This is a genomic window from Allorhizobium sp. Av2, from assembly GCF_021462805.2.
In the GTDB taxonomy this organism is placed as follows: domain Bacteria; phylum Pseudomonadota; class Alphaproteobacteria; order Rhizobiales; family Rhizobiaceae; genus Allorhizobium; species Allorhizobium vitis_G.
This window is the reverse complement of sequence record NZ_CP192697.1, coordinates 631,698-658,541: the sequence shown is the minus strand read 5'-3', so window position 1 is coordinate 658,541 and position 26,844 is coordinate 631,698. Positions and strand designations below refer to the sequence as shown.

At 58.1% G+C, this 26,844-nt stretch carries 20 protein-coding genes; 11 read left to right on the top strand and 9 right to left on the bottom strand.

Features of this window, described 5'->3' with window-relative positions; translation table 11 throughout:
* Nucleotides 1–113: 113 nt before the first annotated feature.
* On the bottom strand, nucleotides 114–1,184 hold the full coding sequence (locus FS819_RS20875; RefSeq protein ID WP_156547479.1) for a LacI family DNA-binding transcriptional regulator: 1,071 nt from the start codon (nucleotides 1,182–1,184) through the stop codon (nucleotides 114–116).
* 316 nt (nucleotides 1,185–1,500) lie between these two features.
* Between FS819_RS20875 and FS819_RS20870 the strand changes: the two genes are divergently transcribed.
* From FS819_RS20870 to FS819_RS20855, 4 genes are all read left to right on the top strand, one after another.
* On the top strand, nucleotides 1,501–2,253 hold the full coding sequence (locus tag FS819_RS20870; protein WP_234624484.1) for an ABC transporter substrate-binding protein: 753 nt from the start codon (nucleotides 1,501–1,503) through the stop codon (nucleotides 2,251–2,253).
* Between the two features lie 79 nt (nucleotides 2,254–2,332).
* Entirely contained in the window at nucleotides 2,333–3,856 is a 1,524-nt protein-coding gene (locus FS819_RS20865) for an amino acid ABC transporter permease/ATP-binding protein (RefSeq protein WP_060717385.1), read from the top strand.
* Between the two features lie 26 nt (nucleotides 3,857–3,882).
* On the top strand, nucleotides 3,883–4,887 hold the full coding sequence (locus FS819_RS20860) for a Gfo/Idh/MocA family protein (protein ID WP_156629718.1): 1,005 nt from the start codon (nucleotides 3,883–3,885) through the stop codon (nucleotides 4,885–4,887).
* 40 nt (nucleotides 4,888–4,927) lie between these two features.
* The gene (locus tag FS819_RS20855; protein WP_156547476.1) at nucleotides 4,928–6,049 is read left to right on the top strand and encodes an NAD(P)/FAD-dependent oxidoreductase; all 1,122 of its coding nucleotides are present in this window, start codon (nucleotides 4,928–4,930) and stop codon (nucleotides 6,047–6,049) included.
* A 55-nt stretch (nucleotides 6,050–6,104) separates the two neighbouring features.
* Here FS819_RS20855 and FS819_RS20850 read toward each other — a convergent pair whose 3' ends face one another.
* Nucleotides 6,105–7,001 (bottom strand): NAD-dependent epimerase/dehydratase family protein, encoded by an 897-nt coding sequence (locus FS819_RS20850; RefSeq protein ID WP_174083534.1) that lies wholly within the window; start codon nucleotides 6,999–7,001, stop codon nucleotides 6,105–6,107.
* 83 nt (nucleotides 7,002–7,084) lie between these two features.
* Entirely contained in the window at nucleotides 7,085–10,027 is a 2,943-nt protein-coding gene (locus FS819_RS20845; RefSeq protein ID WP_156547575.1) for a PAS domain-containing protein, read from the bottom strand.
* Between the two features lie 448 nt (nucleotides 10,028–10,475).
* On the opposite strand from FS819_RS20845, the gene rsgA reads away from it, so the two are divergent.
* Together rsgA and FS819_RS20835 are read left to right on the top strand one after the other, a co-directional pair.
* Nucleotides 10,476–11,483, top strand: coding sequence for a ribosome small subunit-dependent GTPase A (gene rsgA / locus FS819_RS20840; RefSeq protein ID WP_234624454.1), 1,008 nt, complete (start codon nucleotides 10,476–10,478; stop codon nucleotides 11,481–11,483).
* Nucleotides 11,484–11,719: 236 nt separating this feature from the next.
* On the top strand, nucleotides 11,720–11,884 hold the full coding sequence (locus FS819_RS20835) for a hypothetical protein (protein WP_197434023.1): 165 nt from the start codon (nucleotides 11,720–11,722) through the stop codon (nucleotides 11,882–11,884).
* Between the two features lie 79 nt (nucleotides 11,885–11,963).
* Here the strand turns inward: FS819_RS20835 and FS819_RS20830 are convergent, their stop codons facing one another.
* The 3 genes from FS819_RS20830 to FS819_RS20820 are packed head-to-tail and all read right to left on the bottom strand — an operon-like array spanning nucleotide 11,964 to nucleotide 13,797.
* Nucleotides 11,964–12,377 (bottom strand): response regulator, encoded by a 414-nt coding sequence (locus FS819_RS20830; RefSeq protein ID WP_060717381.1) that lies wholly within the window; start codon nucleotides 12,375–12,377, stop codon nucleotides 11,964–11,966.
* 14 nt (nucleotides 12,378–12,391) lie between these two features.
* Entirely contained in the window at nucleotides 12,392–13,498 is a 1,107-nt protein-coding gene (locus tag FS819_RS20825; protein WP_156547474.1) for a PAS domain-containing protein, read from the bottom strand.
* Nucleotides 13,499–13,515: 17 nt separating this feature from the next.
* Entirely contained in the window at nucleotides 13,516–13,797 is a 282-nt protein-coding gene (locus FS819_RS20820; RefSeq protein WP_156547473.1) for a hypothetical protein, read from the bottom strand.
* A gap of 206 nt (nucleotides 13,798–14,003) precedes the next feature.
* Here FS819_RS20820 and FS819_RS20815 point away from each other — a divergent pair, with 206 nt between their 5' ends.
* On the top strand, nucleotides 14,004–16,037 hold the full coding sequence (locus FS819_RS20815) for an HWE histidine kinase domain-containing protein (protein WP_156547472.1): 2,034 nt from the start codon (nucleotides 14,004–14,006) through the stop codon (nucleotides 16,035–16,037).
* A 73-nt stretch (nucleotides 16,038–16,110) separates the two neighbouring features.
* Here the strand turns inward: FS819_RS20815 and FS819_RS20810 are convergent, their stop codons facing one another.
* The gene (locus FS819_RS20810; RefSeq protein WP_156547471.1) at nucleotides 16,111–18,381 is read right to left on the bottom strand and encodes a tetratricopeptide repeat protein; all 2,271 of its coding nucleotides are present in this window, start codon (nucleotides 18,379–18,381) and stop codon (nucleotides 16,111–16,113) included.
* A gap of 163 nt (nucleotides 18,382–18,544) precedes the next feature.
* Here FS819_RS20810 and bcsN point away from each other — a divergent pair, with 163 nt between their 5' ends.
* The 4 genes from bcsN to FS819_RS20790 all read left to right on the top strand — a co-directional run bounded on the left by bcsN (nucleotide 18,545) and on the right by FS819_RS20790 (nucleotide 25,302).
* The gene (gene bcsN, locus FS819_RS20805) at nucleotides 18,545–19,615 is read left to right on the top strand and encodes a cellulose biosynthesis protein BcsN (RefSeq protein WP_156547470.1); all 1,071 of its coding nucleotides are present in this window, start codon (nucleotides 18,545–18,547) and stop codon (nucleotides 19,613–19,615) included.
* A 101-nt stretch (nucleotides 19,616–19,716) separates the two neighbouring features.
* Nucleotides 19,717–21,906: a UDP-forming cellulose synthase catalytic subunit gene (gene bcsA, locus FS819_RS20800; RefSeq protein ID WP_156547469.1), complete on the top strand. Its 2,190-nt coding sequence runs from the start codon at nucleotides 19,717–19,719 to the stop codon at nucleotides 21,904–21,906.
* Nucleotides 21,903–24,257, top strand: coding sequence for a cellulose biosynthesis cyclic di-GMP-binding regulatory protein BcsB (locus tag FS819_RS20795; RefSeq protein WP_156547468.1), 2,355 nt, complete (start codon nucleotides 21,903–21,905; stop codon nucleotides 24,255–24,257). Before bcsA ends, FS819_RS20795 begins: the two co-directional genes overlap by 4 nt.
* 226 nt (nucleotides 24,258–24,483) lie before the next feature.
* A complete protein-coding gene (locus FS819_RS20790; RefSeq protein ID WP_322192595.1) occupies nucleotides 24,484–25,302 on the top strand; it encodes a MipA/OmpV family protein in 819 nt (272 codons plus the stop codon).
* A gap of 8 nt (nucleotides 25,303–25,310) precedes the next feature.
* On the opposite strand, the gene FS819_RS20785 is transcribed toward FS819_RS20790, so the two are convergent.
* Both FS819_RS20785 and FS819_RS20780 read right to left on the bottom strand, forming a co-directional pair.
* Entirely contained in the window at nucleotides 25,311–25,679 is a 369-nt protein-coding gene (locus FS819_RS20785) for an EamA family transporter (RefSeq protein WP_156547466.1), read from the bottom strand.
* A complete protein-coding gene (locus tag FS819_RS20780) occupies nucleotides 25,676–26,824 on the bottom strand; it encodes a GNAT family N-acetyltransferase (RefSeq protein WP_156547573.1) in 1,149 nt (382 codons plus the stop codon). The genes FS819_RS20785 and FS819_RS20780 overlap by 4 nt, the downstream gene beginning before the upstream one ends.
* Nucleotides 26,825–26,844: the final 20 nt, after the last annotated feature.

Below are 26,844 nucleotides of genomic sequence, written 5' to 3'. Positions count from 1 at the left end.
GAAATTTTCAAAGGCAGAAAAAACTGAGAATAAAATGCATTTCGCCCTGATTTTTCAGAAAATTGGCGAAGAAAATCCAAAAGGAGCGAATCTCAGAAATATAAGTCAAACAATCAAGCCAGCCTTGATGCAATGGAACTGCGCTCGATAAGCTCCGTCGTCAGGATGACATGCCGAGCCGGGTGGCTGGCGCCTTTTATTCTTTCCATCAAATGGGCCGCCACGGTTTTTCCCATATGATAGACCGGCTGGCGGATAACGGTGATCGGGGGAGAGGTCACAGCCGTCCAGTCGGCATCATGAAAGGCGATCAGCGAAAGATCCTGCGGGATCGACAGGCCGAGATGCCGGGCGACTTTGAAGACCTCCAGAGCAATAAGGCTATCCGAGGCGATGATGGCACTTGGCCGGTGCGCCGATTGCAGCAGATCAAGCGCCAGCGCCCCGCATTTTTCCCGGCCATTTGCCCCGAGACGCACGGCCTCAAACGGCGCAGGTAGGCCTGCGGCACTGCACACAGCGATAAAACCTTCAACACGATGCCGGACCGATGCGGTATGAAGATCGTCGAGACTTTTCATCCGATGATCAGCCGTATCGCAGGCGGTGATATAGGCGATATCACGATGACCATTGCGAATGAGGATTTCCGTGGCCTGTTGGGCCGCCTCGCGGTCATCCGTCGTCACCGTGTCGACACCCAGGGCCGGAAGGGCGCGGTCAAGCAGCACGAGGGGACATCCCGATTGCCGGATCTCCTGCAGGTGCTCGAAGTCCAGTGTGCTTGCAGCAGAGATAATCAGCCCATCGACCCGTTTTGCCAGCAACGCCCTGACCGCCGCCTTCTCCGCCGCAACGTCTTCGCCGGAATTGGTGAGGATGACAGTATAGCCTGCCATGCGGGCGACATCGGCAATGCCGCGTACGGCTGAGCTGAAAAACGGATTTTCAATATCCCCCACCACAACACCAATGGTGCCGGATCGGCCCGTTGTCATGCTGCGGGCCAGTTCATTGGGCCGGTAGTCCAATGTGGCCGCAGCCTCCAGAACCAGCGTCCGCACCTTATCGCTGACGGTGCCATAGCCGCCCAGCACGCGCGCGGCCGTGGCCTTGGAAACGCCTGCGGCTCTGGCCACATCGGCAACGGTGGCGGATGATTTCCTGTTCGCGGGTTGTTCCATGACATTAGCTCTATAAGGGATATTGACGGACGGTCAATGCGAATATAACAATTGTCAAACCGAAAGAGACCGGTCTCTTTAATGTAGAGACCGGTCTCATATCCAATAACAAGAAAACGGCATGCGACAAGCATTTGCCGAATGAATGGTTGCCGCCATTCATTCGGATGGGAAACCGCGCGCGTCATCACAAGGCCAGCACGGGAAAGAAAAACAATCACCAGAGCGGAGAACAACGACAATGAGTATAACCAGAGCAATTTCACAGAAGGCGCGCGGCGCGGTCATCGCGGCGGCTCTTGCCTGTGCCGGATTGATGGCGCAGCAGGCCGTTGCAGCCGACAATCCCTACGGGTTGATAGACCCGAAGGTCATCAGTGTCGGCACCATGGGCGATTCCAAGCCCTATACATTCATCACCTCCGATGGCCAGTTTACCGGCTTTGACATTGAACTCTTTCTCAATGTTGCCGAGCGCATGGGCTTCAAGAAAGATCAGGTTGTCTTTACCGGTCAGGAATTTTCGGCCCTGATGCCGTCTGTTGCCAATGGCCGGTTTGATGTGGCTGTGGCGGCCATTGGCACGACAGACGCACGAAAGAAAACCGTTGATTTCTCCGATGGCTATCTAGCCGGTTATCTCTCAGTGCTGACGCCGGATGCGAAAATCACCGATGCCGCCGGCCTGAAGGGCAAGCGCCTGGGCGTGGTGCAGGGCACGTTGCAGGAAATCTACGCGACCAAGAACTTCAAGGACACCGATCTCGTCAAATTCCCCGACAACAACTCCGCCGTTTCGGCCCTGAACAATGGCACAGTCGATGCGCATTTTCTCGATTATGAGGCCGCCAAGGACTATACGGATCGTTTCAAGGCGCTGAAAATTGCCGTCAATATTCCAAGCTTCGATGCGCCTGCCGGTTTCGTGATCCGCAAGGGCAATGACGGGCTGCGCGAGGCCTTCAACAAGGGCCTGCACGCCGCCATGCAGGATGGCACCTGGAAGAAGCTCTACGAAAAATGGTTCCCCGGCTCACCGATGCCTGCCGAATATCTTCCCAAGCCCTGATTGCGGCTTCACCCGGTTGGCCATGAGCGCCAACCGGGTGGCTTTCGGGCACATGATCATAACTGGGAAGGGTTTTTGAATGGAATGGCTTGAAACACTGCGTCGCAGTTTTCTCGACTGGGACGCGATGGCCGAGGTCTTGCCTGCCATGATTACGGTCGGCTTGAAGAATACGCTTATCCTCGCCTTCGCCTCCACCGTGATTGGCGTGGTGATTGGCATGATCCTCGCCATTATGGGTATCTCGCGCTCGCCCTGGCTGCGCATTCCGGCACGGCTTTATACCGATATCTTTCGCGGCCTGCCTGCGATTGTGACGATTTTGCTGATCGGTCAGGGCTTTGCCCGCATTGCCCGCGAGATCTGGGGACCATCGCCCTACCCGCTTGGTATTCTGGCGCTCAGCCTGATTGCCGGGGCCTATATCGGCGAAATCTTTCGCTCTGGCATTCAGAGTGTGGATCGCGGCCAGCTGGAAGCCTGCCGGGCGTTGAGCATGAGCTATGGCCAAGGCATGCGGCTGATCATTGTGCCGCAAGGCGTGCGCCGGGTGTTGCCAGCGCTGGTCAATCAGTTCATCGGCAATGTGAAGGATTCCAGCCTCGTCTATTTTCTCGGCCTCTTGGCATCCGAGCGCGAAATTTTCCGCGTTGGGCAGGATCAGGCTGTTGTCACAGGCAATCTCTCGCCGCTGTTGCTGGCGGGCATGTTCTATCTGGTGATTACCGTGCCGCTGACCCATCTGGTCAACACCATCGATACTCGTCTGCGGCTTGGCAAAAAGCCCACGAGTGAGGCGATCAGTGGTCTTGCCGAAGTGAGCGAGCTGGCAAAGGCTGTGGATGGTGCAAACGCGCCGACAAAGGAAATCACCTTTACCGGTGGCAGTCTGGATGTGCGCGGGCTGACCATGGCCTATGGCACGCTGGATGTGCTGAAGGGCGTTGATCTCACCGTCAAACCCGGCACCGTGACCTGCATCATTGGCCCGTCCGGCTCTGGCAAATCGACGTTGCTGCGCTGCCTCAACCGGTTGGTGGAGCCAAAAGGCGGCGATGTCCTGCTGGATGGAAGCAGTATTCTGGCGATGAAGCCCGAAAAACTGCGCCGCAAGGTCGGCATGGTGTTTCAGCATTTTAACCTGTTTCCCGACCACTCGGCGCTCGACAATGTCATGCTGTCGCTGACCAAGATCAAAGGCATGTCGCGGCAGGAGGCCGAGCGGATTGCGCTGGCGAGATTGCGTGATGTCGGGCTGGAAAGCCGCAAACATCATCGTCCCGGTGGTTTGTCTGGCGGCCAACAGCAGCGCGTGGCCATTGCCCGTGCGCTGGCGATGGAGCCGGAAGTCATCCTGTTTGACGAAGTCACCTCGGCGCTTGATCCCGAACTGGTCAAGGGCGTGCTGAACCTGATGGCCGATCTGGGCGAACGGGGCATGACAATGGTGGTGGTCACCCACGAAATGGGCTTTGCCCGCCGGGTGGCCGATCAGGTGATCTTCATGGACGAGGGCAAGGTGGTGGAAGCCGGTTCACCCGAAGCGATTTTTGACCATCCCCAAAGTGCGCGGTTGAAGCACTTTTTGGCGGAGGTTTTGTAAGTGGTAAATAGAAGGCAGAAACAGTTATGAAAAAGCTCAGATGGGGCGTGCTGGGAGCCGCCAATATCGCCATCAAGGCCGTTATTCCTGCTATTCAGGCGGGAGAAACCGGTATTGTTGCGGCGATTGCTTCGCGCTCTCTAGCGAAAGCGCAGAGTGTGGCGGCAGACCTTGGCATTGCCAAAGCCTATGGCAGCTATGAGGAATTGCTCCGCGATCCCGATATCGATGCCATCTATAATCCTCTGCCCAACCACCTGCATATGCCGATGACGCTGGAAGCCATCCGGCACGGTAAGCCCGTGCTGTGCGAAAAGCCGATTGCGCTGACGGCGGAGGAAGCAGAGCAGATTGCTGATGCCTCCCGCACATCCGGCGTGCTGGTGGCAGAGGCCTTCATGGTGCGCCATCATCCGCAATGGCTGAAGGTGCGCGATTTGGTGAAAGCCGGGCGGATTGGCGAGGTGCGCGCCATGCAGACCATCTTCTCCTATTATCTCGATGACCCCGCCAATGTGCGCAACCAGAAAGATATTGGCGGCGGCGGGCTTTACGATGTTGGCTGCTATGCCATCAACACCGCCCGTTTTGTGTTTGATGGTGAGCCGGAGCGGGTGATTGGCCTGTTTGATCAGGATGAGACATTCCAGACGGACAGGATGATGAGTGGTCTCGCGGAATTTTCCACCAATCGTCACCTGACGTTTACTTGCGCGACCCAATTGTCCTTGTGCCAGAAGGTCACGGTGCTGGGCACCAAAGGCCGCATTGAGATTGCCATACCCTTCAACGCCCCAGTGGATGCGCCCACCACCATCACCATCGATGATGGCCGCGACCTGACAGGCGGCGGGTGCGAGGTGATCGAGATCAGCGCCGCCAATCAATATGGCCTGCAATGCGATGCCTTTGCCCGTGCCGTGCTGGCGGGCGAGGTTTTGCTATCAGGACCGGGCGATGCGGTGGCCAATATGAAGGTCATCGATGCGTTTTTCCGCTCCGCCAAGAGCAATGGCTGGGAACAGCCCTGAACCAATTCACATCATCATGATTGAAGACTGAGAGAAAAACATGTCGAAAAACAAGATATCAAGCGCTGTCATTATCGGCGGCGGCATTTTTGGAACGTCCACGGCGGTGCAGCTTGTCCGCAAGGGCATCAATGTCACCCTGATCAATGACGGACCTGTTGCCAATGGGGCGTCCGGGCGGTCCTTGTCATGGCTTAACTCATCGCGGATGCGCTCTGATGCTTACCATCGCCTGCGTATGGCAGGCATCGATCGTTACCGCACACTGGCGGAGCGCTTCCCGGGGGCTGATTGGCTGTCCTTCAAGGGTGGACTGACCTGGGATGCCGATGACGCCACCAACGAGATTGATGCCGCCTATGACCATGAGGTCAAGCTGGCCTATGATGCCCTTCATCTGGCCGCAGACGAGGTCAAGGCTGTGACGCCAGGCGTCGATGCGGGCGCTGTCACGCCACAGGGGGCTATTTTCAACGCAGCCGAGGGTTGGGTGGATTTGCCAGCCCTGATCAAAATTCTCATCGAGGAATTTAGGGAGCGCGGCGGCACGCTGGTGACCGATGCCGGAGCGGCCAGCGTGATGATTGAAAACGGTCGCGCCGTTGGGGCTCGCACAGCCAACGGTGCGACCTATCCTGCCGATGCGGTCCTGGTGGCAACGGGACCGTCCGTTCCCAAAATGGCCGCTGATGCAGGCCAGAAAATTGACGACGGCACGCCCATCTCGCTGTTGGTCACCACCAAGCCGGTCGATCTGGCCCTGAAAGCCGTGCTTAACACTCCCCGCATCGCGATCCGCCCCGGCCCAGACAACAGCTTTGCATTGGATTCGGCATGGTCTGAGGAAGAAGTCGGCACTTCGGCGGATGGCAGCTATCAGGTGAAGCAGGAAACCCTGGATGGCCTGCTGGCGGAAGCCTCCAAAGTGCTGGAAGGCAATCCGAAGCTGGAACTTGCGAGCTATGGCGTTGGCCGCAAACCCATTCCCGGCGACGGTGAACCGGTTCTGGGCGAACTCAAAGCCATCCCCGGCTATTTTGTTGCCTTCAGCCATAGCGGCGCAACACTGGGCCTGATTGTCGGCGAACTTCTCGCCTATGAAATCGCCAGTGGCGAACGCCACCCGATGCTGACGAGCTTTCGCCCGGAACGCTTTGCCTGAACCAGATGCACCGCCGCCGGCTAAAACCGGCGGCGGATGTGGCCGGCTGATTGTCTTATCGCGTCACATATTTGCGCCAGGGATGCTCTTCCTTGAAGCCGAGCATCTCGCGGGCCTTTCGGTTGGAAATCGGTGCCTCATTCTCACCCATCTCCCGTAGAACCGGCGTGTCGGGGCAATATTTGGCGAGAAATTCACGGGTCGGCAGATCGGCGGTGATCGTGTCGTTGACGGCATTGAACACCTGAAAGCCGAGGCCGTCCTTTTCGATGCACAAATGGACGATTTCGCCGAGGTCGCGGGCGTCGATATAACTCCAGGCATTGCGCTTGCGCGACATGGGGTTGTCGAGATAGCCCGGGAAATTGGCATAGTCATGCGGCTCGATCACATTGCCGATCCGCAGCGCATAGATATCGGCCTTGTAACGCATGGCAAAAGCCCGGGCGGTCTTTTCATTGACCACCTTGGACAGACCGTAGCTGTCCATTGGGTCGCTGTCATAGTCTTCTTCAAGCGGAAAGCTATGGAAATCCTTGTCGCCTTCGGCAAAACAGACACCATAGGTGGTTTCGCTCGACGCAATAATCACCTTGCGCACGCCAAGCTTCATGGCCGCCTCGATGACATTATAGGTGCCGACGACATTGGCCGAAAAGGTGGAATTGTCAGGCTCGATCATCACCCGGGGAATGGCAGCGAAATGCACGACGGCGTCGGGCGCCGAAGGCGGGGCGCCGTGATCATATCCATCAAAACCGAAATGCGTCGTCAGCGCGTTGAAGACCTGGCCGCTATCGGTGATGTCGGTGATCAGCGTATTGACGCCAGGGCAGTCGAGCGGCTTCAGATCAAGGTTGAGGATCGAATATCCCTTGGCTTGCAGATGCGCAACGGCATGGCGTCCAGCCTTGCCGGTGCCGCCCGTAAAGACGATACGCTTGTTCATAATCTCTCTCCCTTATTTTCGGACGCGGATGTGTCCCACACAGATGTGTCAGGACAACGATCTCCCGGCGTTTTTGGCGCACATGTTTATGCGCTCGGCGCGGGCGCGGCAATGCAGGCCAGACGAACCGTGGAGACCAGTTGCTCGGCCCCATAGGGCTTGGTAAGCACACGCGCGTCCGCTTCGTCGCGCACGCAAGACGCATCGCCCGTGGCAAAGACAATGCCTGCCGCCGGCCGGATCTGCCTTGTTCTTGCAGCAAGATCCCGACCCGACATGCCCGGAAGGTTGACATCCGTCACCAGCACGTCGATTGCCAGGGTTTCGAGCGCGGCCATCGCCTGTTCTGCGCTGCCGACATCGATCACCACGAAACCGGCATCCTGAAGAATTTCCGCCGTATCCATCCTGATCAGCGCGTCATCCTCGACCAGAAGAACCGTCAGCGGCCCGGCTATATCTGGTTGGGCCACTGCCACAGCCGGTTTCGGATCAGCTACCCTGCCCGTCAACCGTTGACGTTGATTGGCCAGAACGTGCCGGAATTTTCGCGCCAGCGCCTCTTTCGTATAGGGCTTGGACAACAGATCAACGCCCGCATCCAGCTTGCCGCCATGCACGATGGAATTCTCGGTATAGCCTGATGTGAACAGCACGGCGATATTGGGCAGCCGCTCGCGCGCCTTGCGGGCCAGTTCCGGACTTTTCAGGGTACCCGGCATGATGACATCGGTAAACAGGATATCGATGGGGATGCCGCTTTCAATCACGCTCAAGGCGCTGGAGGCATCGACAGCCTTCAACACACGATAACCGAGATCGGCCAGAAGCGCCACGACCGTTTCTCGAACAGCCTCGTCGTCCTCCACCACCAGCACCGTCTCGCTGCCGCCGGTAATCGGCCCGGTATCAACGGCGATTTCCACGTCTTCAGCCTGCATGGCGCGTGGCAGATAAAGCCGGATCGTCGTTCCCTGGCCAATTTCCGAATAGATTTTCACATGGCCGCCCGACTGTTTGACAAAGCCATAGACCATGGACAAGCCAAGGCCAGAGCCCTTGCCTTCCGCCTTGGTCGAGAAAAACGGCTCGAACACCTTGTCGATGATCTCGGGCGCGATCCCACACCCGGTATCGCTGACGGCCAGCATGACATATTGACCGGCGGTGACCTCATCATGGTCCCTTGCGTAATCATCATCCAGATGGGCATTTGCAAGCTCAATGGTCAGCATGCCGACCCTGTCCATGGCATCGCGGGCATTGATGGCCAGATTGAGAAGGGCGTTTTCAATCTGTGACGGATCGATGAATGTATTCCACAGCTCTCCTGGAAACACCGTTTCGAGCTTGATCGCCTCACCGACGGCCCGCCGCAGCATGTCATCCATCGCCTGGATGAAGCGGCTGATATTGACCACCTTCGGCTCCAGCGCCTGACGCCTGCCAAAGGCCAGCAATTGGCTGGCAAGTTTGGAGCCGCGCGACACACCCGCCATGGCATTGGCAACCCTGACTTCAGCACGGTCATTGCCTGCCACATCTTTTGACAGCAGTTGAAGGTTACCGGAAATCACCTGCAACAGGTTGTTGAAATCATGGGCGACGCCGCCGGTCAATTTGCCGACCGTTTCCATTTTCTGCGCCTGCGCCAGCTTGGCCTCGGCCTGGCGCCGTTCAGCAATTTCCGCGACAACACGGGCTTCCAGCGTCTCATTCAGGTGGCGCAATTGCTCTTCCGCCAGCTCGCGGTAGCGTACCTGCCGCGCCAATGTCTCTGCCTGCTGACGCAAGGTCGCTTCAGCGGCCCGCTGGTGGGTGATATCGGTGTGAACGCCGACCCATTCGATGATTTCACCTGCATTGTCCAGAAGCGGCAGCGCCCGGATGGCAAACTGGCGCCAGACGCCATCGGCCCGCCGGACACGATGCTCATGGATAAACATGGTTTTACTGTCGACTGCGGCCCGCCAGGCACCAATGGTGGCGGTAACATCGTCCGGGTGGACAGCATCGGACCAGCCATAGCCCTGGTATTCATCCATGGACTGGCCGGTCAGCGACGACCAGCCGGCCTGCTCTCCCTCCATCCGGCCATCGCGGCCATTGGTCCACAACACTCCGTGAACGGCGTCCATGGCGGTGCGGAACCGGCGATTGCTGATGATCAGGGCCGCTTCGCGCCGCGCATGGTCCTGCATATCGATGCACAGGATGTGAACCCCCGGGATAGAACCATCCGCCTCGACATGCGGGATGTAGCGGATTTCCAGCCGATGCTCTGCCCCGTTGCGGATGATGGTGGCTTGCGAGGTGAAGCTTTCACCCGCAAGGCCACGCTCAATGGAAGACCGGCGGTTGGTATAGGACAAATCGCCAAGCAGTTCGCGCACATGCCGCCCAACCACTCGCTCAGGCGCAATACCGAACCAGTCTTGATAGGTGGCATTGACGAAACGATAGATGTGATCCCGGTCAACATAGGAAATCAGCATGGGCACCGCATCGGTGACCCGCCTCAACTCCGCCTCCCGCTCAGCCAGCCGCCTCTCCACCGACAGACGAGCGCTGTTATCAACAATCGTACACATCACGCCACCGACCTTGGCGTCGGCATCGTAAACCGGCGTATAGAAAAGATCGAGAAACAGCTTTTCCGGTCCCTTAGGACGGTTCAGCACAATCGGCTGATCGCGGTGTACGACAGTTTCACCCCTGAAACCGGCTTCCAGGATAGGACGGTTCCAATCCCACACTTCCGGGAAGGCGGTGGCAACAGGCATGCCGAGCGCCATCGGGTGCCGATCCGCGGCAATGGTACTATAGGCATCGTTATAGATCATGATGTGGTCTTTTCCCCACATCAATACGGTCGCAACCGGTGAATTGACCACATTGGCGACCGTCCCCCGCAATTCTCCAGACCATTGACAAACCGCCCCAAGGCTTGAATCGCGCCAATCCCGCACCCGGATCAGATCGCCGCAGTTGCCGCCACCTTTTGGCCATTCCACGTCTTGCATACCCATATCTTGCACGCCTATGGGCGAGACCGCGTTGCGCAGCCCGTCAAGGGCTGCGCATACCATGTCGTTTGCGTTGGCATAGTCGCCGGACGCAAGACTGGCATGAATGAAACCCTCGAGTTCGGGGGTGAGCGAAACGTTACGCAGGGGGCGACTGATCATAGGATTTCGTGACATGCTAAACTACCTCTGTCAATCAATGTCGTCCGGTCTGCTCAGGCTTTCCTCACCTGTCGTAAAGGAGGTGGAAATTGCGCTTTCAAACATCGGATATTATCGTAGAATCCGATCCTGTTTCGTGGATTTTTCGCGTGAGCATTCTCCTGGATTTATTTCCCCTTCCCCCGCGTCCGACATCGCCTTATGTAGTCGTCAGACAGCGTTGATAGCCCGGCACTCGTTGATAGAAAGCAAGCAAGATGATCGCTCCAGCCCGCTGCGGTATCGCATTTTGACCGCCCCTTTGCTGGCAACGCTCGGCTGGTCGGAGTTTTTTGCAGACCAGATCGGCCCAGATGAAACGGCCCTGACGCCTTGGCGTATTGCCTCCGTTCACCGCGCCCGCGTCGAGGCGATCCATGCTGGCGGACACGGTGATCTCGGACTGCCTCACCACAGCAATACCGCCGATTTCGCGGTAGGAGACTGGGTGCTTGCCAATCCTGCAACCGGGGAATTCGTCCGCAGGCTGGAGCGCAAGACCGTCTTGCAGCGGCGCACAGAAGGCCGCAACGGCCAACAGCTTGCCGCCGCCAATGTCGATACGCTGTTTATCGTCACGTCCTGCAATGCCGATTTCAATCCGGCCCGGCTGGAACGCTATCTTGTCATGGCCAACCAGTCCGGCGCCAATCCGGTGCTGGTGCTGACCAAGGCCGATACGGTTGATGATGCTCAAAAATTCGTCGATGAGGCCGCAGTCCTGCAACGCGACCTGCCCGTGGTCACGGTCAATGCCCGCGCCCCGGATGCCGCAGCAGCGCTTGCGCCCTGGTGCGGCATCGGCGAGACAGTCGCCCTTGTCGGCTCGTCGGGGGTTGGAAAATCGACCCTGGTTAACACTTTAGCCGGTTTGGAGACGGGCCAGCCCCAGAAAACCGGCGGTATCCGCGAGCACGATGCCAAGGGACGTCATACGACGACGGCGCGATCCCTGCATGCCATCAGCGGTGGCGGCTGGGTCATCGACACGCCGGGAATTCGCACGCTTTACGTCAGCGACGTGACCGACGGGCTCGACACCTTGTTCAGCGAAATTACCGATCTTGCCCCGCAATGCCGGTTTCGCGACTGCACCCATGCCCATGAGCCCGGCTGCGCCGTGCAGGCGGCCATTGCCAAGGGCGAACTGGCACCGGAACGCCTGGAGCGCTGGCGTATCCTGCTGACGGAAAGCCGCAAGAGGACGCCGGTGACAACCGGGCCACGAGGCAATAAAATCCCGCGCAAAGGAAAATAAGCCATCTCCGTGTGTCCGGGACATGCCAAAATGGTCTATTGGCGCGCATAGGCGAATCTCAGCATTGAAGTTCGCGGCATTCATCGCCATATACAGCCCATCGGGGTAAAATACCGACCATGACCGCCCCACTGTCGGTCTCTCGGTCCAGACGCCCACATTCTCCCTCTTCAGAATGTCACAGATTTCAACCCACACTCTGGCGCTGCGCCGGAGCAAGCAAGATCGGACCCATCATGGCTGACAAGAAAACCAACGATACGAGCGCGCAACAGCCTTACGAGCCCATTTCCTTTGCCAAGAAACACCGGATATCGGTCGAGGATGCCCGCACCATCATCGAAAAACACGGCGCCGACCGCAAGAATGCCGACAAGGAAGGCCGTCGCGTCAGCGTCTGATACGAGCCACGTGTCACAATGACATTGGCATTTGGTCTGGCGACCTCAAACCCGCAACGCAGATTTGAGGTCGATGCCATCACCCGTGCTGGGTTTCCGGCGCCATCACCAGGCTCGGCGGGGCCTGCACATTAGCCTCGCCCCGCAGCCGCTTGCCGATATAGTCAAGGGCATTCTGCAAGCCATTCATGGTATAGGGCTTTTCAATAGCGCCCACCGCACCGACAAAATCCGGCGGTATCCGCCGAAGATTGCCCGTGACGAAAACATAGGGAATGCCGCGCTCCGTCAGATGCCGCCCCACCTCGATCCCGGTGGGTCCATCGAGAAGATGAACGTCGACAAAGGCGAATTCCGGCTTTTCCCGGTCGATGATTTCAATGGCCTCGGCACGGCTCATCGCCTGTCCCACGACAGTGTGGCCAGCTGCCTCCACTTCCGCCTCAAGTTCGAGCGCAAGCAGGGCCTCGTCTTCGACGATCATGATTTCCAATTTTATGCTCCAGATCAGCTATCAACCATCAGGGTGACCCGCACGATGGTCTGGCGGCCCTCAGTCTTGCGTTCAAGTTTGGCATCGACCTGCCGAATGCAGGTTTCCAGCATCAGGCGACCGAAGTCGTCATCCTCGCTATTGACCGGCACCGGGTCAGCGGTATCGCGCACTTCAATAACGAAATGGCCGTTTGGCCGGTTGACGGTCAGGTGGATCTCGCCGCCGCCATCGCTCAAGCCACGACGAACCGCGTCGCCGATCAACTCATTGACGATCAACGCTAGCGGCGACGCTTTCACGGCAGGAACGAAGACCGGAGAAAGATCCATGGTAATATGAATGTCGTCCCGCTTCAGCGCGTTGACAATGTCAATCACCAGTTCGCGGGCAAAGTCCGCCACATCGAAACGCCCGACATCGCTGGAGGTAAACAGCTTTCGCTGTACGGTGCTCAGCGCTTCGACACGGTTAAGCACCGAGCGGAGGGTATGGCGCACCGTATCGTCCCTGGTCATCCTCGCCTGCAACTTGACGATCGAGGCAATCGTCAGGAGATTGTTTTTGACGCGATGATCGACCTCATGGACGAGCGTGGTTTTCGCTTCCAGCGCATCGACAAGATCCTGCGTGCGCTGGGCAACGGCTGCTTCCGCCTGCGATTTTGCCGAGGCAAGTTGAACTTCCTTGCTTTTGACATCGGTAAAATCGAGTTGCGAGGCAAAGAAATAGATTACCTCTCCCTGGCTATCGCGTACCGGGCTGATGAACAATGCGTTCCAGAAGGTCGTGCCGTCCTTACGGTAATTCAAAATATTGACCGAGACGTCCCGCTCGGCCTCTATCGCCTTGCGGATCTGCGACACAGCTTTCGGGTCGCTGTCAGGACCTTGCAGGAAGCGGCAATTTCTGCCGACCAGATCATCGGACCCATAGCCCGTCAGCTCGCAAAAGGCATTATTGGCAAAGATGATCGGATTATCATCCTGCCTGGGATCGGTGATGATCATCGGCATCCGGGTCGCCTTGAAGGCGGCGGCAAATGGATCTTCCGATGCATGCTCTGCCAGAAGTCTGCGCCCGGCTGCTTCGGCACCGCGTCTAGCTGAGCTGTCCGTCATAAAACTTCCTGTTATCGTTAGAGACTGTCAGGCTCAGATTGAACCTGACAGCCTCTAACTTCTTTTGTATTCGTTTGTCTTTTCGGGGAAACCGGATTCCACTTTTCCCTTACAAACTCCAGGAACGCGAAACGACAAGAAATCCCATATGTTCCACCGGTTAAAAATAAAATTTCCGTCATGATGCAGCGCAAAGCATCACAATAGGACCTGCATTTCCAATCTTGCAAATGCTGGGAAATATGCCCAGATAAAGTCCCGACAAGCAATGAATCGCCAGGACAACGGGCAAGCGTCATGGAAAGTTTACCCTCTCCGCATATTCACGTCCTGCTTTGTCCCCGCGGATGGCGCCACCAGGATGGGCCCCTCGGACGGCATGGACAAGAATTTCGCGACAAACAGTGCGTCGAAGATGTGAGCCCATCTTCAACTTAAAGAATGAAACCCACTCGGCAAATCCCCCCCGGTCCAGAATTTGAACCGGCACGACAGAACAAGATCCATGCGCCACTCATTAAACGACGACCAAGCCGAGCTGCGCGAGAGACGGCGCATTGAGGCGCTCAGGGCCTATGACGTGCTTGACACGCCGCGCGAGAAGGATTTTGACGATATTGCCGCCCTCGCCTCTCGGATCTGCGCAACGCCGATCGCCGTCGTCAACCTGATCGATGACAGCAGGCAATTCTTCAAGGCAGAAGTCGGTCTTGGCGTGCGCGAGACACCGTTCGACAGTTCCTTCTGCGCCAAGGCGATCCTGGAAGACGATTTCCTGATGATACCGGATGCAAGCCAGGACAGCCGGTTCAATCGCAATCCGCTGGTCACCGGCGAACCGCATCTGCGGTTTTATGCGGGAGCCGTCCTGAAAACCGCTGATAATCTACCGATCGGCACGGTCTGCGTGCTGGGTTTCGAACCCAAGCAACTGAACGAACTTCAGCAGGACACGTTGAAGCTTCTCGCCCGACAGGTGATGGTGCAGCTGGAATTACGCAAGGCGCTGAAGGAAAAAGCGCGTGAGGCGGAGGTACAGCGCCGATTGAGCGAGCGCAGGCTGGCGCGCGTCACGGCCATGGAACAACAGGACGAGCGTTCGCGAAGCGCCCAGGCGGCCGGCCGGGTCGGCACGTTCGAATTGGACATCGCCACCAATACCATGACGGTTTCCAGCGAATTCTGTCGGGTCTTCGGCATTCCCGTGCAGACGTCCTATCCGGCTTCGGCGATTGAGGATCTGGTGCATGAGGACGATCGTGGCCTGCGCTCAAACCCGGTCACACGGCGAGAAGGGTCAGCCAGCCCTGACGTGGATTATCGGATCATCCGCGCCGACGATGATGAATTGCGTTGGATTTCGCGGCGGGCGCGCTTCGTTCACAACGAGGCAGGCGAGATCACCCGCATGGTCGGCGTGGTCTTCGACACCACCGATGCCAAGCTGAAAGAAGCGAAAAAGGCCGCATTGTTAAAGCTGGGAGACGAACTTCGCGCCGCCAGCACCGTGGAAGAGATCACCCGAAGCGCCGCCGCCATCCTGTCGGACGGCCTCGGTGTTGCCCGCGCGGGCTACGCCGTGGTGGACAGGACGGACAATAGCTTTGCCGTCGCCTTCGACTGGACATCCCATGGCACGGTCTCGCTGGCAGGGCGCCATTCTCTCCAAAGGTTTTCAGAAACGATTGAGCACCTGTGCAAGGGAGAGACATTGTCGATCACCAACGTCGCCTCAAGCAAACGGCTGATCACAGAAAAGGACGCCTATGCCTCCATCGGGGTTTCGTCGCTGATCAAGGTCCCGATCCTCAAAGGTGGAAACCTGGTCGGCATTCTCTTTGCCCATGACGACAAACCCCGTACATGGAGCCAGGACGAACTGGACTTTACACGCGGTATTGCCGACCGAACCTATGCAGCCCTTGCCAAAGTTCAGGCCGAGGAAGAACAGGAACTTCTCAACCACGAACTGAGCCACCGGCTGAAAAATACGCTGGCCATGGTACAGGCCATTGCCGGGCAGACATTGAAGGACGTTACCGAAAAGGAAGCCGTCAACGCTTTCCTGGCCCGTCTACATGCCCTCGGCGCCGCCCATGACGTTCTTCTGCGGCAAAACTGGTCGGCGGCGAAAATGCGCGATGTGATCGAGAAGGTGCTGGCATTGCATGCCGATGGCGACCGAATTTACGTAGACGGTCCCGATCTGGCGCTTGGCCCGAAGGCCGGTCTGTCGCTATCTCTGCTGCTGCACGAACTGGCAACCAACGCCCTCAAATATGGTGCGCTTTCCAATAATAGCGGTCGTGTCTCCATCAAATGGTGGATCGCCGACAACGACGCCATTCCGACCCTGTCGATGACATGGACGGAAAGCGGCGGGCCGACCGTGAGCGAACCGACCCGCAAGGGCTTCGGCTCCCGCCTGATCCGCATGGGACTGGCTGGAACAGGCAATGCCCACAAGGACTATCGACCCTCCGGCCTGACGGCAACCTTCCATGCGCCGCTCACCACAATCCAGGAAACCGGAAACTAAATTTATCGGGTTCAGATTGAGCCTACGGTATTGGACATAGGCGTTTTCAGGCATTGCTTACCCAATCCTGATATCAGCCATGCGGTTCGCCGGGATCATTGGCGCGGATATCGGCCAAGGCCTTGAGAGCGGATGTATTACCGATATCCGATAGCGTTTCGAAAATCTGGCGCGCCTCACCGACATAACCGAGCTTCTGATAGGCATAGCCCCGCAGCAAAAGCAGATCCTGTGGTTCCGCCATCAGGCGTGCGCGCTGGTCGAGCGCAACCAGCGCCTCACGGGCACGACCAAGCTGGAACGCGCCCACAGCCCGGTCGGCCAGGATCGCCAATTGCAGCTCACGCGCCCGCTCCTTGCCAAGCGGCACGGACGCGGCGGCGGCGGCGGCTTTATCGGTCAATTTCAACCGCAGCAGCGCCAGGCTCTTGCCATAGGCGGCATCCTGTCGAAGCGTCAGGTCGCCGCCACTGAATGCCCGGTCGAACGCCTCGACCGCCTCCATCGGACGCTTAAGATCCATCAGACACCAGCCGCGCATCAAAGCTTCCGGCGGCGACAATTGCCCGGCAGGAAGGGTCGAAGAGCAGCCAGACCGCCTGGCCGCTGCTGCCCCGGTATTTTGCTGCAAGGCAACCATGGTCGGCCTTGAGCGCGTCCGGCTGACAGCCTCGGACGTGGAACTTCCCGTTTCGGCAACAGCCGGGCGATCGGGAGACCGCACGGCTTGTTTTTCCGCAAGCCGGTCTCGGGATGGCCTGATTTCGCCGACTGCGGCGATCCGGTCGGACTGGCCGGCCCATTTCGCCTTGATCTGCGCTACGCCGGTCTTGTCGCCCAGAGTGTCGAGCGACAGGGCCAGCCCGTAGGCCGCGGGTTCATAGGTGGCATCCCAGGACAAAACCAGCCGAAACCAGTCCGCCGCCGTCGACATCTGTTGCAGCGCTCTCGCATACCAGCCGAACTGCTCGGCTGCCGCTGAATTGCGGGCTGCAATGACCACCGGCGCCATGCGGGACAGCACGCCATTGTCGATGACCTTTGGCGGCTCCTGCGACAGCAATGCGGCAACCGCCGAGAGATAGACAGCCCGCGCCTGCTGATCGGCGCCGTAAAAGCGGAACATGGTATTTTCCGCCTCGCCCGGTGTGCCAAGCGCCACCTGCGTCAAGGCCAATCCCTGGGCGGCAGAGGCAATCGGCTCTTTTGCGTAGGAACGGTTAAACCATTCCTTCGCAGTGGCCATATCGTTGCGGCGGTAATGATACCAGCCGAGCAGCAGGGCATCGCTGGCCTTGCCTTCGCGTTCGGCAACCTTTTCCAACCGCTCCAACTCAACGCCCTGCACGGCAATCCCGGCATCCTGCCCGGCGCGCGCCACGATCTGGCGGGCAATATCGTCACGAATGCCGTCAAATTCCGGATGTCCGTCAGCACTGGGCTGTTCCAGCTTCAGGAGGTCTTCGAGCAGAGCGGGCTGCAACAGAGTGCTTGCCTTCTGCATGGATGCCAGCCGCAATTGTGGGGTCCGGCAGGTTTTCAGCACATAGGCATAGACATCGCGGGCGCGTTCCGGCTTGCTTGTCCTGGCGAAAGCCTCGGCAACACGCCACAAAACATCGACCTCCGTACAGGTCAGCAGTTCCGGCGCGCCCGAGGCCAGTGAAATAACACTGTCGTAACGCTTATCATCGGATGCCTTGACCAGGCTTTGGCGGGCCTCGGCAAGCCTCAGGCTTCCCTGCAACTCCTCCGGTGGCATCCAACCGGGTTCACTTTGCTGGCGCCCGGCAATGGCTTTGCGCACTTCCTCATAGCGACCGTCGGCATAGGCCTGCCAGAGAGACTGGACGAAACTATCCACCCCGGTTGTGATGGACATCGGATTTTCCGGCGGCTGCCAGCCGGGATAAAGCATGCGCAGGCGAGAAATCTCAGCCTGCAACCGAACCGTATCACCACGGGCCGCAAAATAACGCAACGCGCTTTCATCAACCGATGGGCGGCTGGTTTCTCCAGACCCTCCACCCTCGTTGGGCTTTACCGGTGCGGCAGACTGTTCCCCGGCAACAGGGACAAGCGGCGAGTTGGCGCGGGTGGGAGCTGACTGGTCGGGCGCGGGCGCCTCTGCCAGCAATTGCACGGGCATGGTCCGCGGCGCGGGCAGACGCTCGGACTTTCCAGCCTGCACCTGCTCGCCAGCCACCTCGTCCTCACGGCCATCCTGGCCAGAGACCTGCGAATTTTTCGAAACAGTCGCAAGATCCTCATGGCCCGGAAAAACCCCCACGGCACCCACGGCTCCGGCCGCAATCGCTATAAGCGCTATGAGTGATGTACGCATGAGAACTCCGTCCGCATTATCGGCCGAAATGCAAAGCCAATAAGATCTGACTTTTAACCGTTAGGGTAAAGAAATGGTTTATTTTGATCGAATCGGCAGGGAAGTCTTACACTTTGAAAGGTTTTAAATTTCGTCAATGCAGTTTCTGGCGTAAGACGAGTCCATGATTCTAGACCGACCGATTCTAGCGGGACTGTTGCGGGGCACACTCTGCTCACCCGCTTTTGTTCTTGTGGCCCTTTTGTCCGCCTGTGCCGGCAATCCGGTGCGGCTGAACGACGAAACGCGGGCGCTCTCCGCCGACCAGGCCATGCTTTTACCTCCACCGGGCGAGTTCTCCATCGTCGGCGTCACGCAAAAGCGCTTCAGCAATGCGGTGCAGCAGGAAATTGCCCTGTCGACCAATTCGACGGTTCCGGGACAAAATGTCGTGCAGGTGCGGTTTTACGGAACGGAAAATCCCAATCGCTACGGCGACAACGCCCTCTCCTCGGCCTCATTGACCGATGCCCGGATCAATTCGGAAATGCGCGGCACCCTGCCGGGCCTCGCCATGACCCGAGCGCCTTACGTCGTGCAGAATGATTTTGGACCTTTCGGCTATGCGGTGGGCCGCTCCAGCGGCAACGATCTCTGCCTTTATGCCTGGCAGCAATTGCGCGCCCGGCAAGGCCAGCGTGGTCCCTTTGTCGATGGCGGAACTGTTCAGATCCGCATGCGCCTTTGCGACAGGCTGGCAAGCGAACAGCAGCTTCTATCGCTGATGTATGGCTTTACCCTTGCCGGCACCGTCGATAGCCCCGGCTGGAACCCTTACGGTGGCCCGCCGCCGCTCGACGCGCGCCTGGGCGGTAGCAGCGCGCCGATTTATCCTCCGGCAACGCCCATTCTGCCGGTCCCTTCGGCCCCAGTAGCCACTCAGCCTCAATATCCGACCGAGCGCCGAGCCCCGCGTCCGGCCCAGACAAATGCGGCGATATCACAGTCTGCCTCTCCTGGTTCGGTGACATCCAATCCTCGACCATTGCCGGCAGGTGCGCAAGGCACGATCGTTCCGTCACCCAGCCAGATCGGTGGCGCCCATGCAGCGGTACCTTCGCCAGCCAGATCGGGCGCGACAAGCCCGTCGCCGTCCTCACAGACCACAAGAGCGGGTTCTGTCGTACCATCGCCCGCCTGCATTGGCGCAACTTCGGCCCAATCTGGGGCGACCCAAGCTGGACAATGCCCATGAGATGGATGGCACCCATGAGCTTGGTGGCCACAGGCAAAAAATCCGCTGCATCGCTTTGGCCGCAACGCGTCCCCCATGACCGGGATTTCGAGGATTAGACAATGGTGTTTTTGGTCCGCTTCCTGCTCTGGCTGATCTGCGCGGCGGCGATGCTGGCCCTGACATTTCTGCCCATCGACACCCGAACGCAGCTGGTGACGACATTCATCATTCTCATCATCGTTTCGGTGATGAGAATGATGCGGATCGAAGGACACGGCCGCATTGTTTTTCTGTCGCTCTCGACAGCCATTGTGCTGCGCTATGTCTATTGGCGCACCAGCAGTACCTTGCCGCCGGTCAACCAGCTTGAAAATTTCATCCCCGGCCTGCTTGTCTATCTGGCCGAGATGTACAGCGTCCTGATGCTGTTTCTCAGCCTGTTCGTGGTGTCCATGCCGCTACCGCCGCGCAAGCCTTTTCGCACGCTTGCCGCTGAAGAACTGCCAATCGTCGATATCTTCGTACCAAGCTATAACGAAGACGAAGCCTTGCTGGCCAATACGCTGGCTGCGGCCCGCAATCTCGATTATCCGACTGAAAAATTCACCGTTTGGCTGCTGGATGACGGCTCCACAGAGCAGAAGCGTCAATCCACCGACCTGCTGGCAGCAAAATTCGCCGAGCAGCGTTATCATGCGCTTCAGGCGCTCTGTAGCCAGCTTGGCGTGCGCTATCTGACACGCGAGCGCAACGAGCATGCAAAGGCTGGCAATCTCAACAATGGCCTCGACCATTCCAGCGGAGAACTGATCGCCGTTTTCGACGCCGACCACGCTCCGGCCCGCAGCTTTCTGAAGGAAACCGTCGGCTATTTCGGGGATGACCCCCGTCTTTTCCTGGTCCAGACGCCGCATTTCTTCATCAACCCGGACCCGGTCGAGCGGAACCTCAACACGTTCAACAAGATGCCGAGCGAGAACGAAATGTTCTACGGCATCATCCAGCGCGGTCTCGACAAATGGAACGCCGCATTTTTCTGCGGATCGGCAGCCGTGCTGCGCCGAGAAGCGCTGCTTGAAACCAAGGGTTTCAGCGGCCTTTCCATCACCGAGGATTGCGAAACGGCGCTTGAACTGCACTCGCGCGGCTGGAACAGTGTTTTTGTCGATATGCCACTGATCGCCGGGCTGCAACCGGCCACCTTTGCCAGCTTTATCGGCCAGCGCAGCCGCTGGGCTCAGGGCATGATGCAGATCATGCGGTTCCGTTTTCCGCCACTCAAGCGCGGCCTGACCCTGCCGCAGCGGCTCTGCTACATGTCATCAACGATGTTCTGGCTGTTTCCCTTTCCCCGGGCAATCTTCCTGATGGCGCCGCTGTTCTACCTGTTTTTCGATCTACAGATTTTCATGGGCTCGGGTGGCGAGTTCATGGCCTATACCCTGTCATACATGCTCGTGAACCTGATGGTTCAGAACTACCTCTATGGTTCCTTCCGCTGGCCGTGGATTTCGGAGCTTTACGAATATGTGCAATCGATCCATCTGCTACCGGCGATCCTCTCGGTAATGTGGGACCCACGGCGACCGACCTTCAAGGTCACCGCCAAGGATGAAAGCGTAACGGAAAGCCGTCTGTCGGAAATCAGCCGGCCGTTTTTCCTGATTTTCTTCATCCTACTGCTTGCTTTCGCAGTGACGGTCTACAGGCTCTACAGCGATCCCTACAGGTTTGACGTGACACTGGTGGTCGGTGGCTGGAACCTGGTCAATCTGATCATGGCCGGATGCGCCCTGGGCGTCGTCTCGGAGCGGGGTGAGCGGCAGTCGTCACGTCGTGTGCAGGTCAGCCGGCGCTGCGAGTTTTCCGTGGGTGGAAAAACCTATCCGGCAATGATCGATGATGTGTCGGTCAATGGTGCAAGCCTGCAAATTTTCACTCGCGACCGCGAAATCTTCAAGCGGGACATCTTGGGCGCGGTGACCTTTCAACCGCATGGCACGACGGGATGGGCCGAACTGCCTGTCAATATCCGCCATTTCCAGTTCAATGGCGATATCGTCTCAATCGGCTGCCGCTATCTCCCGGAAACCGTGCGCCACCATGAATTCATCGCCGATCTGATCTTTGCAAATGCCCAGCAGTGGAGCCTGTTTCAACAGTCGCGACGCCACAATCCTGGCCTTTTGGGTGGAGCCTGGATGTTCCTGCGCCTGTCCCTGACGCAGACACTGCGTGGCCTGCATTATCTGCTCCTGCTGCTTTCTTCGAAAGCCAAAAACGACGCGAAGCAGGAGGGCGAACAGTGAAAACAGCTTTTGCCCTGATTTTGATGCTTTTGGCCAGCGCTGGGTCAGCACTTGCCCAGATGGCGCCTTTCGACATGAGCCCCGAAAGCAATACAATGCCGGGCGCGCCGATACCCGGCCTGCCCGCGACCAAGGCGCCTGTCCCCGTCCCGACTACGCCGATCCCCGGCATTCCCCTGTCCAACCGCCCGGCACAACAGCAAAGCGAGAGCCTGTCACGCCGTTACCTGCTGACGACGCCGGCTCTCAAGCTGCAAGGCGAACTGGCCCGGCAGGCGATGTCGATTTACCTGACACCGGAACAAGCCTCAGCCGATGCAACGCTGGTGCTGAGCTATAGCAACGCATTGGTCGTTGCCCCGGAAGCCTCTAACCTTCTTATCACCATCAATGACACACCGGTTCTAAACCTGCCGATCAGAGGCGGCCAGTCTGCGCAGCAAAACACGATTTCCGTGCCGCGAGGCGCTCTTGTTCCAGGCTTAAACCGGATCAGTTTTGCCGCAGAGCAGCGGCACCGCACCGACTGCACCATCCAATCCACCTATGAATTGTGGACGCAGCTCGATGCGGCAAAAACCTATCTGACATTTGCGGACCCTAACGCCAACGGCATGAAACGTCTCGACGATGTGCGCGCACTTGGTGTCGATGAAAAAGGCCGCAGCCATTTCACAATCGTTTCTCCGGATTTCGAACAGCCATCCGCAACCCCCGCATTGCTCCAGTTGGCCCAAGGGCTGTCGCTGCTGAGCGGTGTGGCCAACGGCTCCTTCAGCTTCACGAAAACCATGCCCGCACGACCGGCCCCCGGAGAGCTTGTGGTCGTGGCGGCCACCACATCGCAAATGGCGGGCCTGATCGGCATCAATAATGCCGTAAACGCTGATACCAGAAAGCTGAACGGCACGATGGCTGGCTTCATGGCGCTTCCGGGCCGGCCAGGCGTGTCGGTCCTCGCCTTCAGCGGCCCGGATTGGCGCGACATCAAAGCGATTGCTGATAACTTTGTTCAGTTCGCGCAAGACGGCGAGCGGCGGATGTTGAAAACCTCGGCCTGGCGCGGCGTCGATACACCTATTCTGGACAAGGCCGGGGCGCTGTCCTTTGCCGCGCTCGGTCTTCCCGACCAGGAGTTTTCAGGTCGCCGCTTTTTCACGGATTTCACGGTGGGCATGCCAGCCGATTTCTATGCCAACCATTATGGGACCGCGACCATATTGCTGGACGCCGCCTATTCGAGCAAGGTCTTGCCGGGTAGCCAGATCGTGGTATCGGTCAATGGTCATCTGGCGACCACCGTTCCGATCACGTCCAAGGGAGGCGCGGTTCTCCGGCACTATCCGATCCGCGTTACCCTGCGGCATTTTCATCCGGGCGTGAATGTCATCGGGCTGGAAGCCGTGATGATGACCCAGGAGGACAGCGTCTGCGCACCTGGTGAGACAGCAGACAAAACGGCGCGGTTTGCCTTGTTCGGCTCTTCGCAATTCGTCATGCCGCCGATCGCGCATCTGACCCAGGCCCCCGACCTCGCCGCAACAGCGGCTCTCGGCTTTCCGTTTGCGGCGGCAAAGACCCCGACAATGGTTGTTCTCGGCCGGAATGACGATGTGACGCTGGCCGCAGCCGCAACCGTGCTCGGCAAATTTGCCGCATCGGCCCGCCAAACCCTTGCTCTCGAAATGGCGTCATCGCCCCCGCGTTTTGCCGGTCGCAATGCGATTTTCATCGGAGCGGCACCGGACCTTCCACCCCAGGCACTTGCCAATGTGCAGCTGAACACCAAGGGCGCCGGAGATGGCGATCTTAGCACTGACGTAAAGCTCAAATCCTGGCGCGACAAAATTGATTCCGGCACGGTGATGGAATTTTTTTCCAGCGTCGACACCTGGATGAAAGAAACCTTCGATCTCAACCTGGCGACCGTCAGTCTTTGGCCGAGCGCCGAGTCCGCCTATACGCTGCCGCAGGCATCCAGTGCATTTCTGTCTCAATCCGTCGATGCCGACGGTGCCATCCTGACGACATTCAGCGCCCCTGATCTTGCATTATTACAAACCGGCGCCATTGATATCGCCGATCTTCGCAATTGGACCGCGATCTCTGGCCGTGTCAGCGTTTATGATGCCAGGAAACAGGAGATCGTCGTCAATGAGCCAAGCAACGTCAGCCTGTTGTCGATGCAGCCCTTGAGCATCAGCAATATGCGACTGGTCGCGGCAAACTGGCTCTCAGGCAATTTTGTGATCTATGCAGGCGGGCTCGTCCTGTGCGCGATCCTGCTTGGACTTGCCACCAATGCGTTGATGGCGCTGCTGGGGCGCGGCCATGGGCCAGACAGACATTAATCATTTACGCGATTGGTTGCAAAAGCCATTGCCACAGCAACGCTTGATTTAACCAACAGAACTGTCACTTTAAATCCACTTCGACTTGAGGAAACCGAGCAGAATCGGTGAGGATCACGCAATATCCTTGACCATGTCGGCCTGACAGTTCAATAACATGACCGATCTGTAACTTTGCCGCTGCGGTTTAACAGAGGGCATTTCTGGACGGATGGTTTTGTATCGAGTGATAAATCCTAGAGGTGCGATCGCGGCGGGCTGCCTGTCATCCCTGCTGTTTTCTGCCTGTAGCAGCCATGCCGCCGACGCGAGTGCCGATAATGCGGACAGTCGCTGGACGGTCACGCTCGGAGGGGCTGTCGAACTGGCGCCCAGCTATCCCGGTTCCAAGCAATATACGTTCGGGGTCATTCCCTCCTTCGATATCCGCCGGTTTGGAGAGCCTGAGGAAAATTCAGCGCCTGACGATAATCTGGATTATACGGTGTTCAGTGGGCATGGGTTTGAAGTGGGGCCGGTCGTTGGCTTTCGTGACAGCCGCTCCTCCAAATCGACCAATCTCGACGGGCTGAAAAACGTCGAATTCGATATTGATGCGGGTGTCTTCGTCCAATACTGGATCAAGCCGGATGTCTGGCGCGTCCGCTCGGAAATCCGTCAGGCGCTGTCAAATGGCAGTGGATTGGTCGTCGATATCGGCTCGGACTGGTTTCAACCGCTTTCCGAAAAATGGCTGCTGTCCGCAGGACCGAGGGCCACCTTTGGCGACACCTCCTACATGAACAAATATTTCGGCGTCTCCACAGCCGAGGCCAGCCGCAATGGCCGGATCAATGCTTTCGATGCGAGCGCCGGGATCAAATCCGTCGGCTTTACCGTCTCGGCCACCTATACGATATCGCCCGACATGTCGGTGCAACTCTATGATCGCTTCGAGCGGCTGGTGGGCGATGCCGCCGATTCTCCTGTTTCCTCTGAGCTCGGGACGAAAAACCAGAACGTCGTTGGAATTGCCTTCAATAAATCCTTCGATATTTCATTCTGAACGCGGCCTCAGGCCCCAGACTTTGACGCCGTCGCAATGCACCAGGCGCCAGCCAGGATTGTCGCCGTGCCAATCAGCGTCAAAAGCCTGACCGGCTCGTCAAACATGAACCAGGCCATTGCCATGATCAGCACATAGCTGACAGCGGATAATGGAAATGCCTTGCTGAGCGGCAGATCGGCCAGCACCGACATCCAGACGATAAAACAGACGATTTCCGCCACAACGGCAGCAAGAAACCAGTGTGACAGGAAGACATGTTCGAAAAACGCCGATCCGTGCGCGGTATCGGCCTGATCGGCACCAAGTTTCAAAAACATCTGCTGGGCCGTATTGAGTACCGGCACGGCCAGCCATGACAGGCGAAGCAGTTTCATGCGTCGCCCTCGCTCGGTTGAACTGCGCTCGCTTCATCTGCGGCGAAATAGGGCGCAACCATGCGCAACAGACGCTGAACGACAGGATTACGATGACGGAAATACATTTCATTCGGCGTTAGCCTACTGCCCAGCCGCACCTTGTTGCTATAATAGGCCTGACCACTCTGATAGCGCGTCAAGCCGTTCTTTAGGCAATAGCCGATATTCTCGAACCAGCTGAGATAATAGAGATTGTAGGGACGCCCCGCCTTTTCATCCATGCAGAAAAACTTGTCGATCAGGGTGTGATCGTTATGAACCATCAGGTTGGCCGCCAGCAATTCGTCCCCGACAAAATACAGGGTGCAGAAAGACCGGCCGGGCATAGTCTTCAAAATGCCTTCGAAATAGGCCGGTGTCAGCTCCTCGAACTGCCATTCGCTCCGGGTCCGCGTCTCGTTATAAAGCTGCATGATCCGTGGCAGATGGTCACCGAATTGCGTGTGGTATTCGACCCTGACCTTTTCGCGCGCCCGCAATTTGCGCCGCATGTCCTTGCGCGTCGACGATGAGAGACGGGCAAAATAGCTGTCCATATCGTTGAAATCAATGGCAAGCCAGGCGGTCGGCATGCCGCCCAACGGCGCATAGCCATGGTCCTTGATAATGCGGTCAATCCCGGCCTCCACCGGCTGCGGAATATCCTTCAGTGCGCCCAGCACGCATTTGCGTGTCTTGGCGTAATCCTCAAAACTGCTCAACAGCGCCTGAAACAGACCCTCTCGGCGATCAGGCCTGACCGAGGGGTGAAAACCGAGATTGCCGGTCTCCGTGCAAGGCGAGCCCAGGCAGGCCAGTGGCAAGGTCAGGAATCTTGGGAAGATACGGCGCAACCTAGCGATCGCGTCACGGACGCCGCCCGCCTCAAGCGTGGTGTCCAAGGCATAGCGTGTGATGAAGGCTGGCATGGCCGCAACAAGGTAGCCGCCTTCATAGACCGTGGCGTAGCACCATTCAAAGCCTGATATCCCCGCGGTTTCCACGGTCAGCAGATAGTCGTAGGCCTCAGGTTCGCCGGGAAAACAATGGTCCCACTCATCACGATCAATATCGGCAATGGAGGTTGCAATGCGAGTATCAAAACCGCGAACCACATCAAGCATGACGCGATTGTGCATGACAT

Coding starts and splice junctions, on each gene's coding strand:
- FS819_RS20875 (WP_156547479.1), bottom strand. CDS start 1,184: ATGGAACAACCCGCGAACAGGAAATCATCCGCCACCGTTGCCGATGTG.
- FS819_RS20870 (WP_234624484.1), top strand. CDS start 1,501: ATGGCGCAGCAGGCCGTTGCAGCCGACAATCCCTACGGGTTGATAGAC.
- FS819_RS20865 (WP_060717385.1), top strand. CDS start 2,333: ATGGAATGGCTTGAAACACTGCGTCGCAGTTTTCTCGACTGGGACGCG.
- FS819_RS20860 (WP_156629718.1), top strand. CDS start 3,883: ATGAAAAAGCTCAGATGGGGCGTGCTGGGAGCCGCCAATATCGCCATC.
- FS819_RS20855 (WP_156547476.1), top strand. CDS start 4,928: ATGTCGAAAAACAAGATATCAAGCGCTGTCATTATCGGCGGCGGCATT.
- FS819_RS20845 (WP_156547575.1), bottom strand. CDS start 10,027: ATGGGTATGCAAGACGTGGAATGGCCAAAAGGTGGCGGCAACTGCGGC.
- FS819_RS20835 (WP_197434023.1), top strand. CDS start 11,720: ATGGCTGACAAGAAAACCAACGATACGAGCGCGCAACAGCCTTACGAG.
- FS819_RS20825 (WP_156547474.1), bottom strand. CDS start 13,498: ATGACGGACAGCTCAGCTAGACGCGGTGCCGAAGCAGCCGGGCGCAGA.
- FS819_RS20820 (WP_156547473.1), bottom strand. CDS start 13,797: ATGACGCTTGCCCGTTGTCCTGGCGATTCATTGCTTGTCGGGACTTTA.
- FS819_RS20815 (WP_156547472.1), top strand. CDS start 14,004: ATGCGCCACTCATTAAACGACGACCAAGCCGAGCTGCGCGAGAGACGG.
- FS819_RS20810 (WP_156547471.1), bottom strand. CDS start 18,381: ATGCGTACATCACTCATAGCGCTTATAGCGATTGCGGCCGGAGCCGTG.
- bcsN (WP_156547470.1), top strand. CDS start 18,545: ATGATTCTAGACCGACCGATTCTAGCGGGACTGTTGCGGGGCACACTC.
- bcsA (WP_156547469.1), top strand. CDS start 19,717: ATGGTGTTTTTGGTCCGCTTCCTGCTCTGGCTGATCTGCGCGGCGGCG.
- FS819_RS20785 (WP_156547466.1), bottom strand. CDS start 25,679: ATGAAACTGCTTCGCCTGTCATGGCTGGCCGTGCCGGTACTCAATACG.
- FS819_RS20780 (WP_156547573.1), bottom strand. CDS start 26,824: ATGCTTGATGTGGTTCGCGGTTTTGATACTCGCATTGCAACCTCCATT.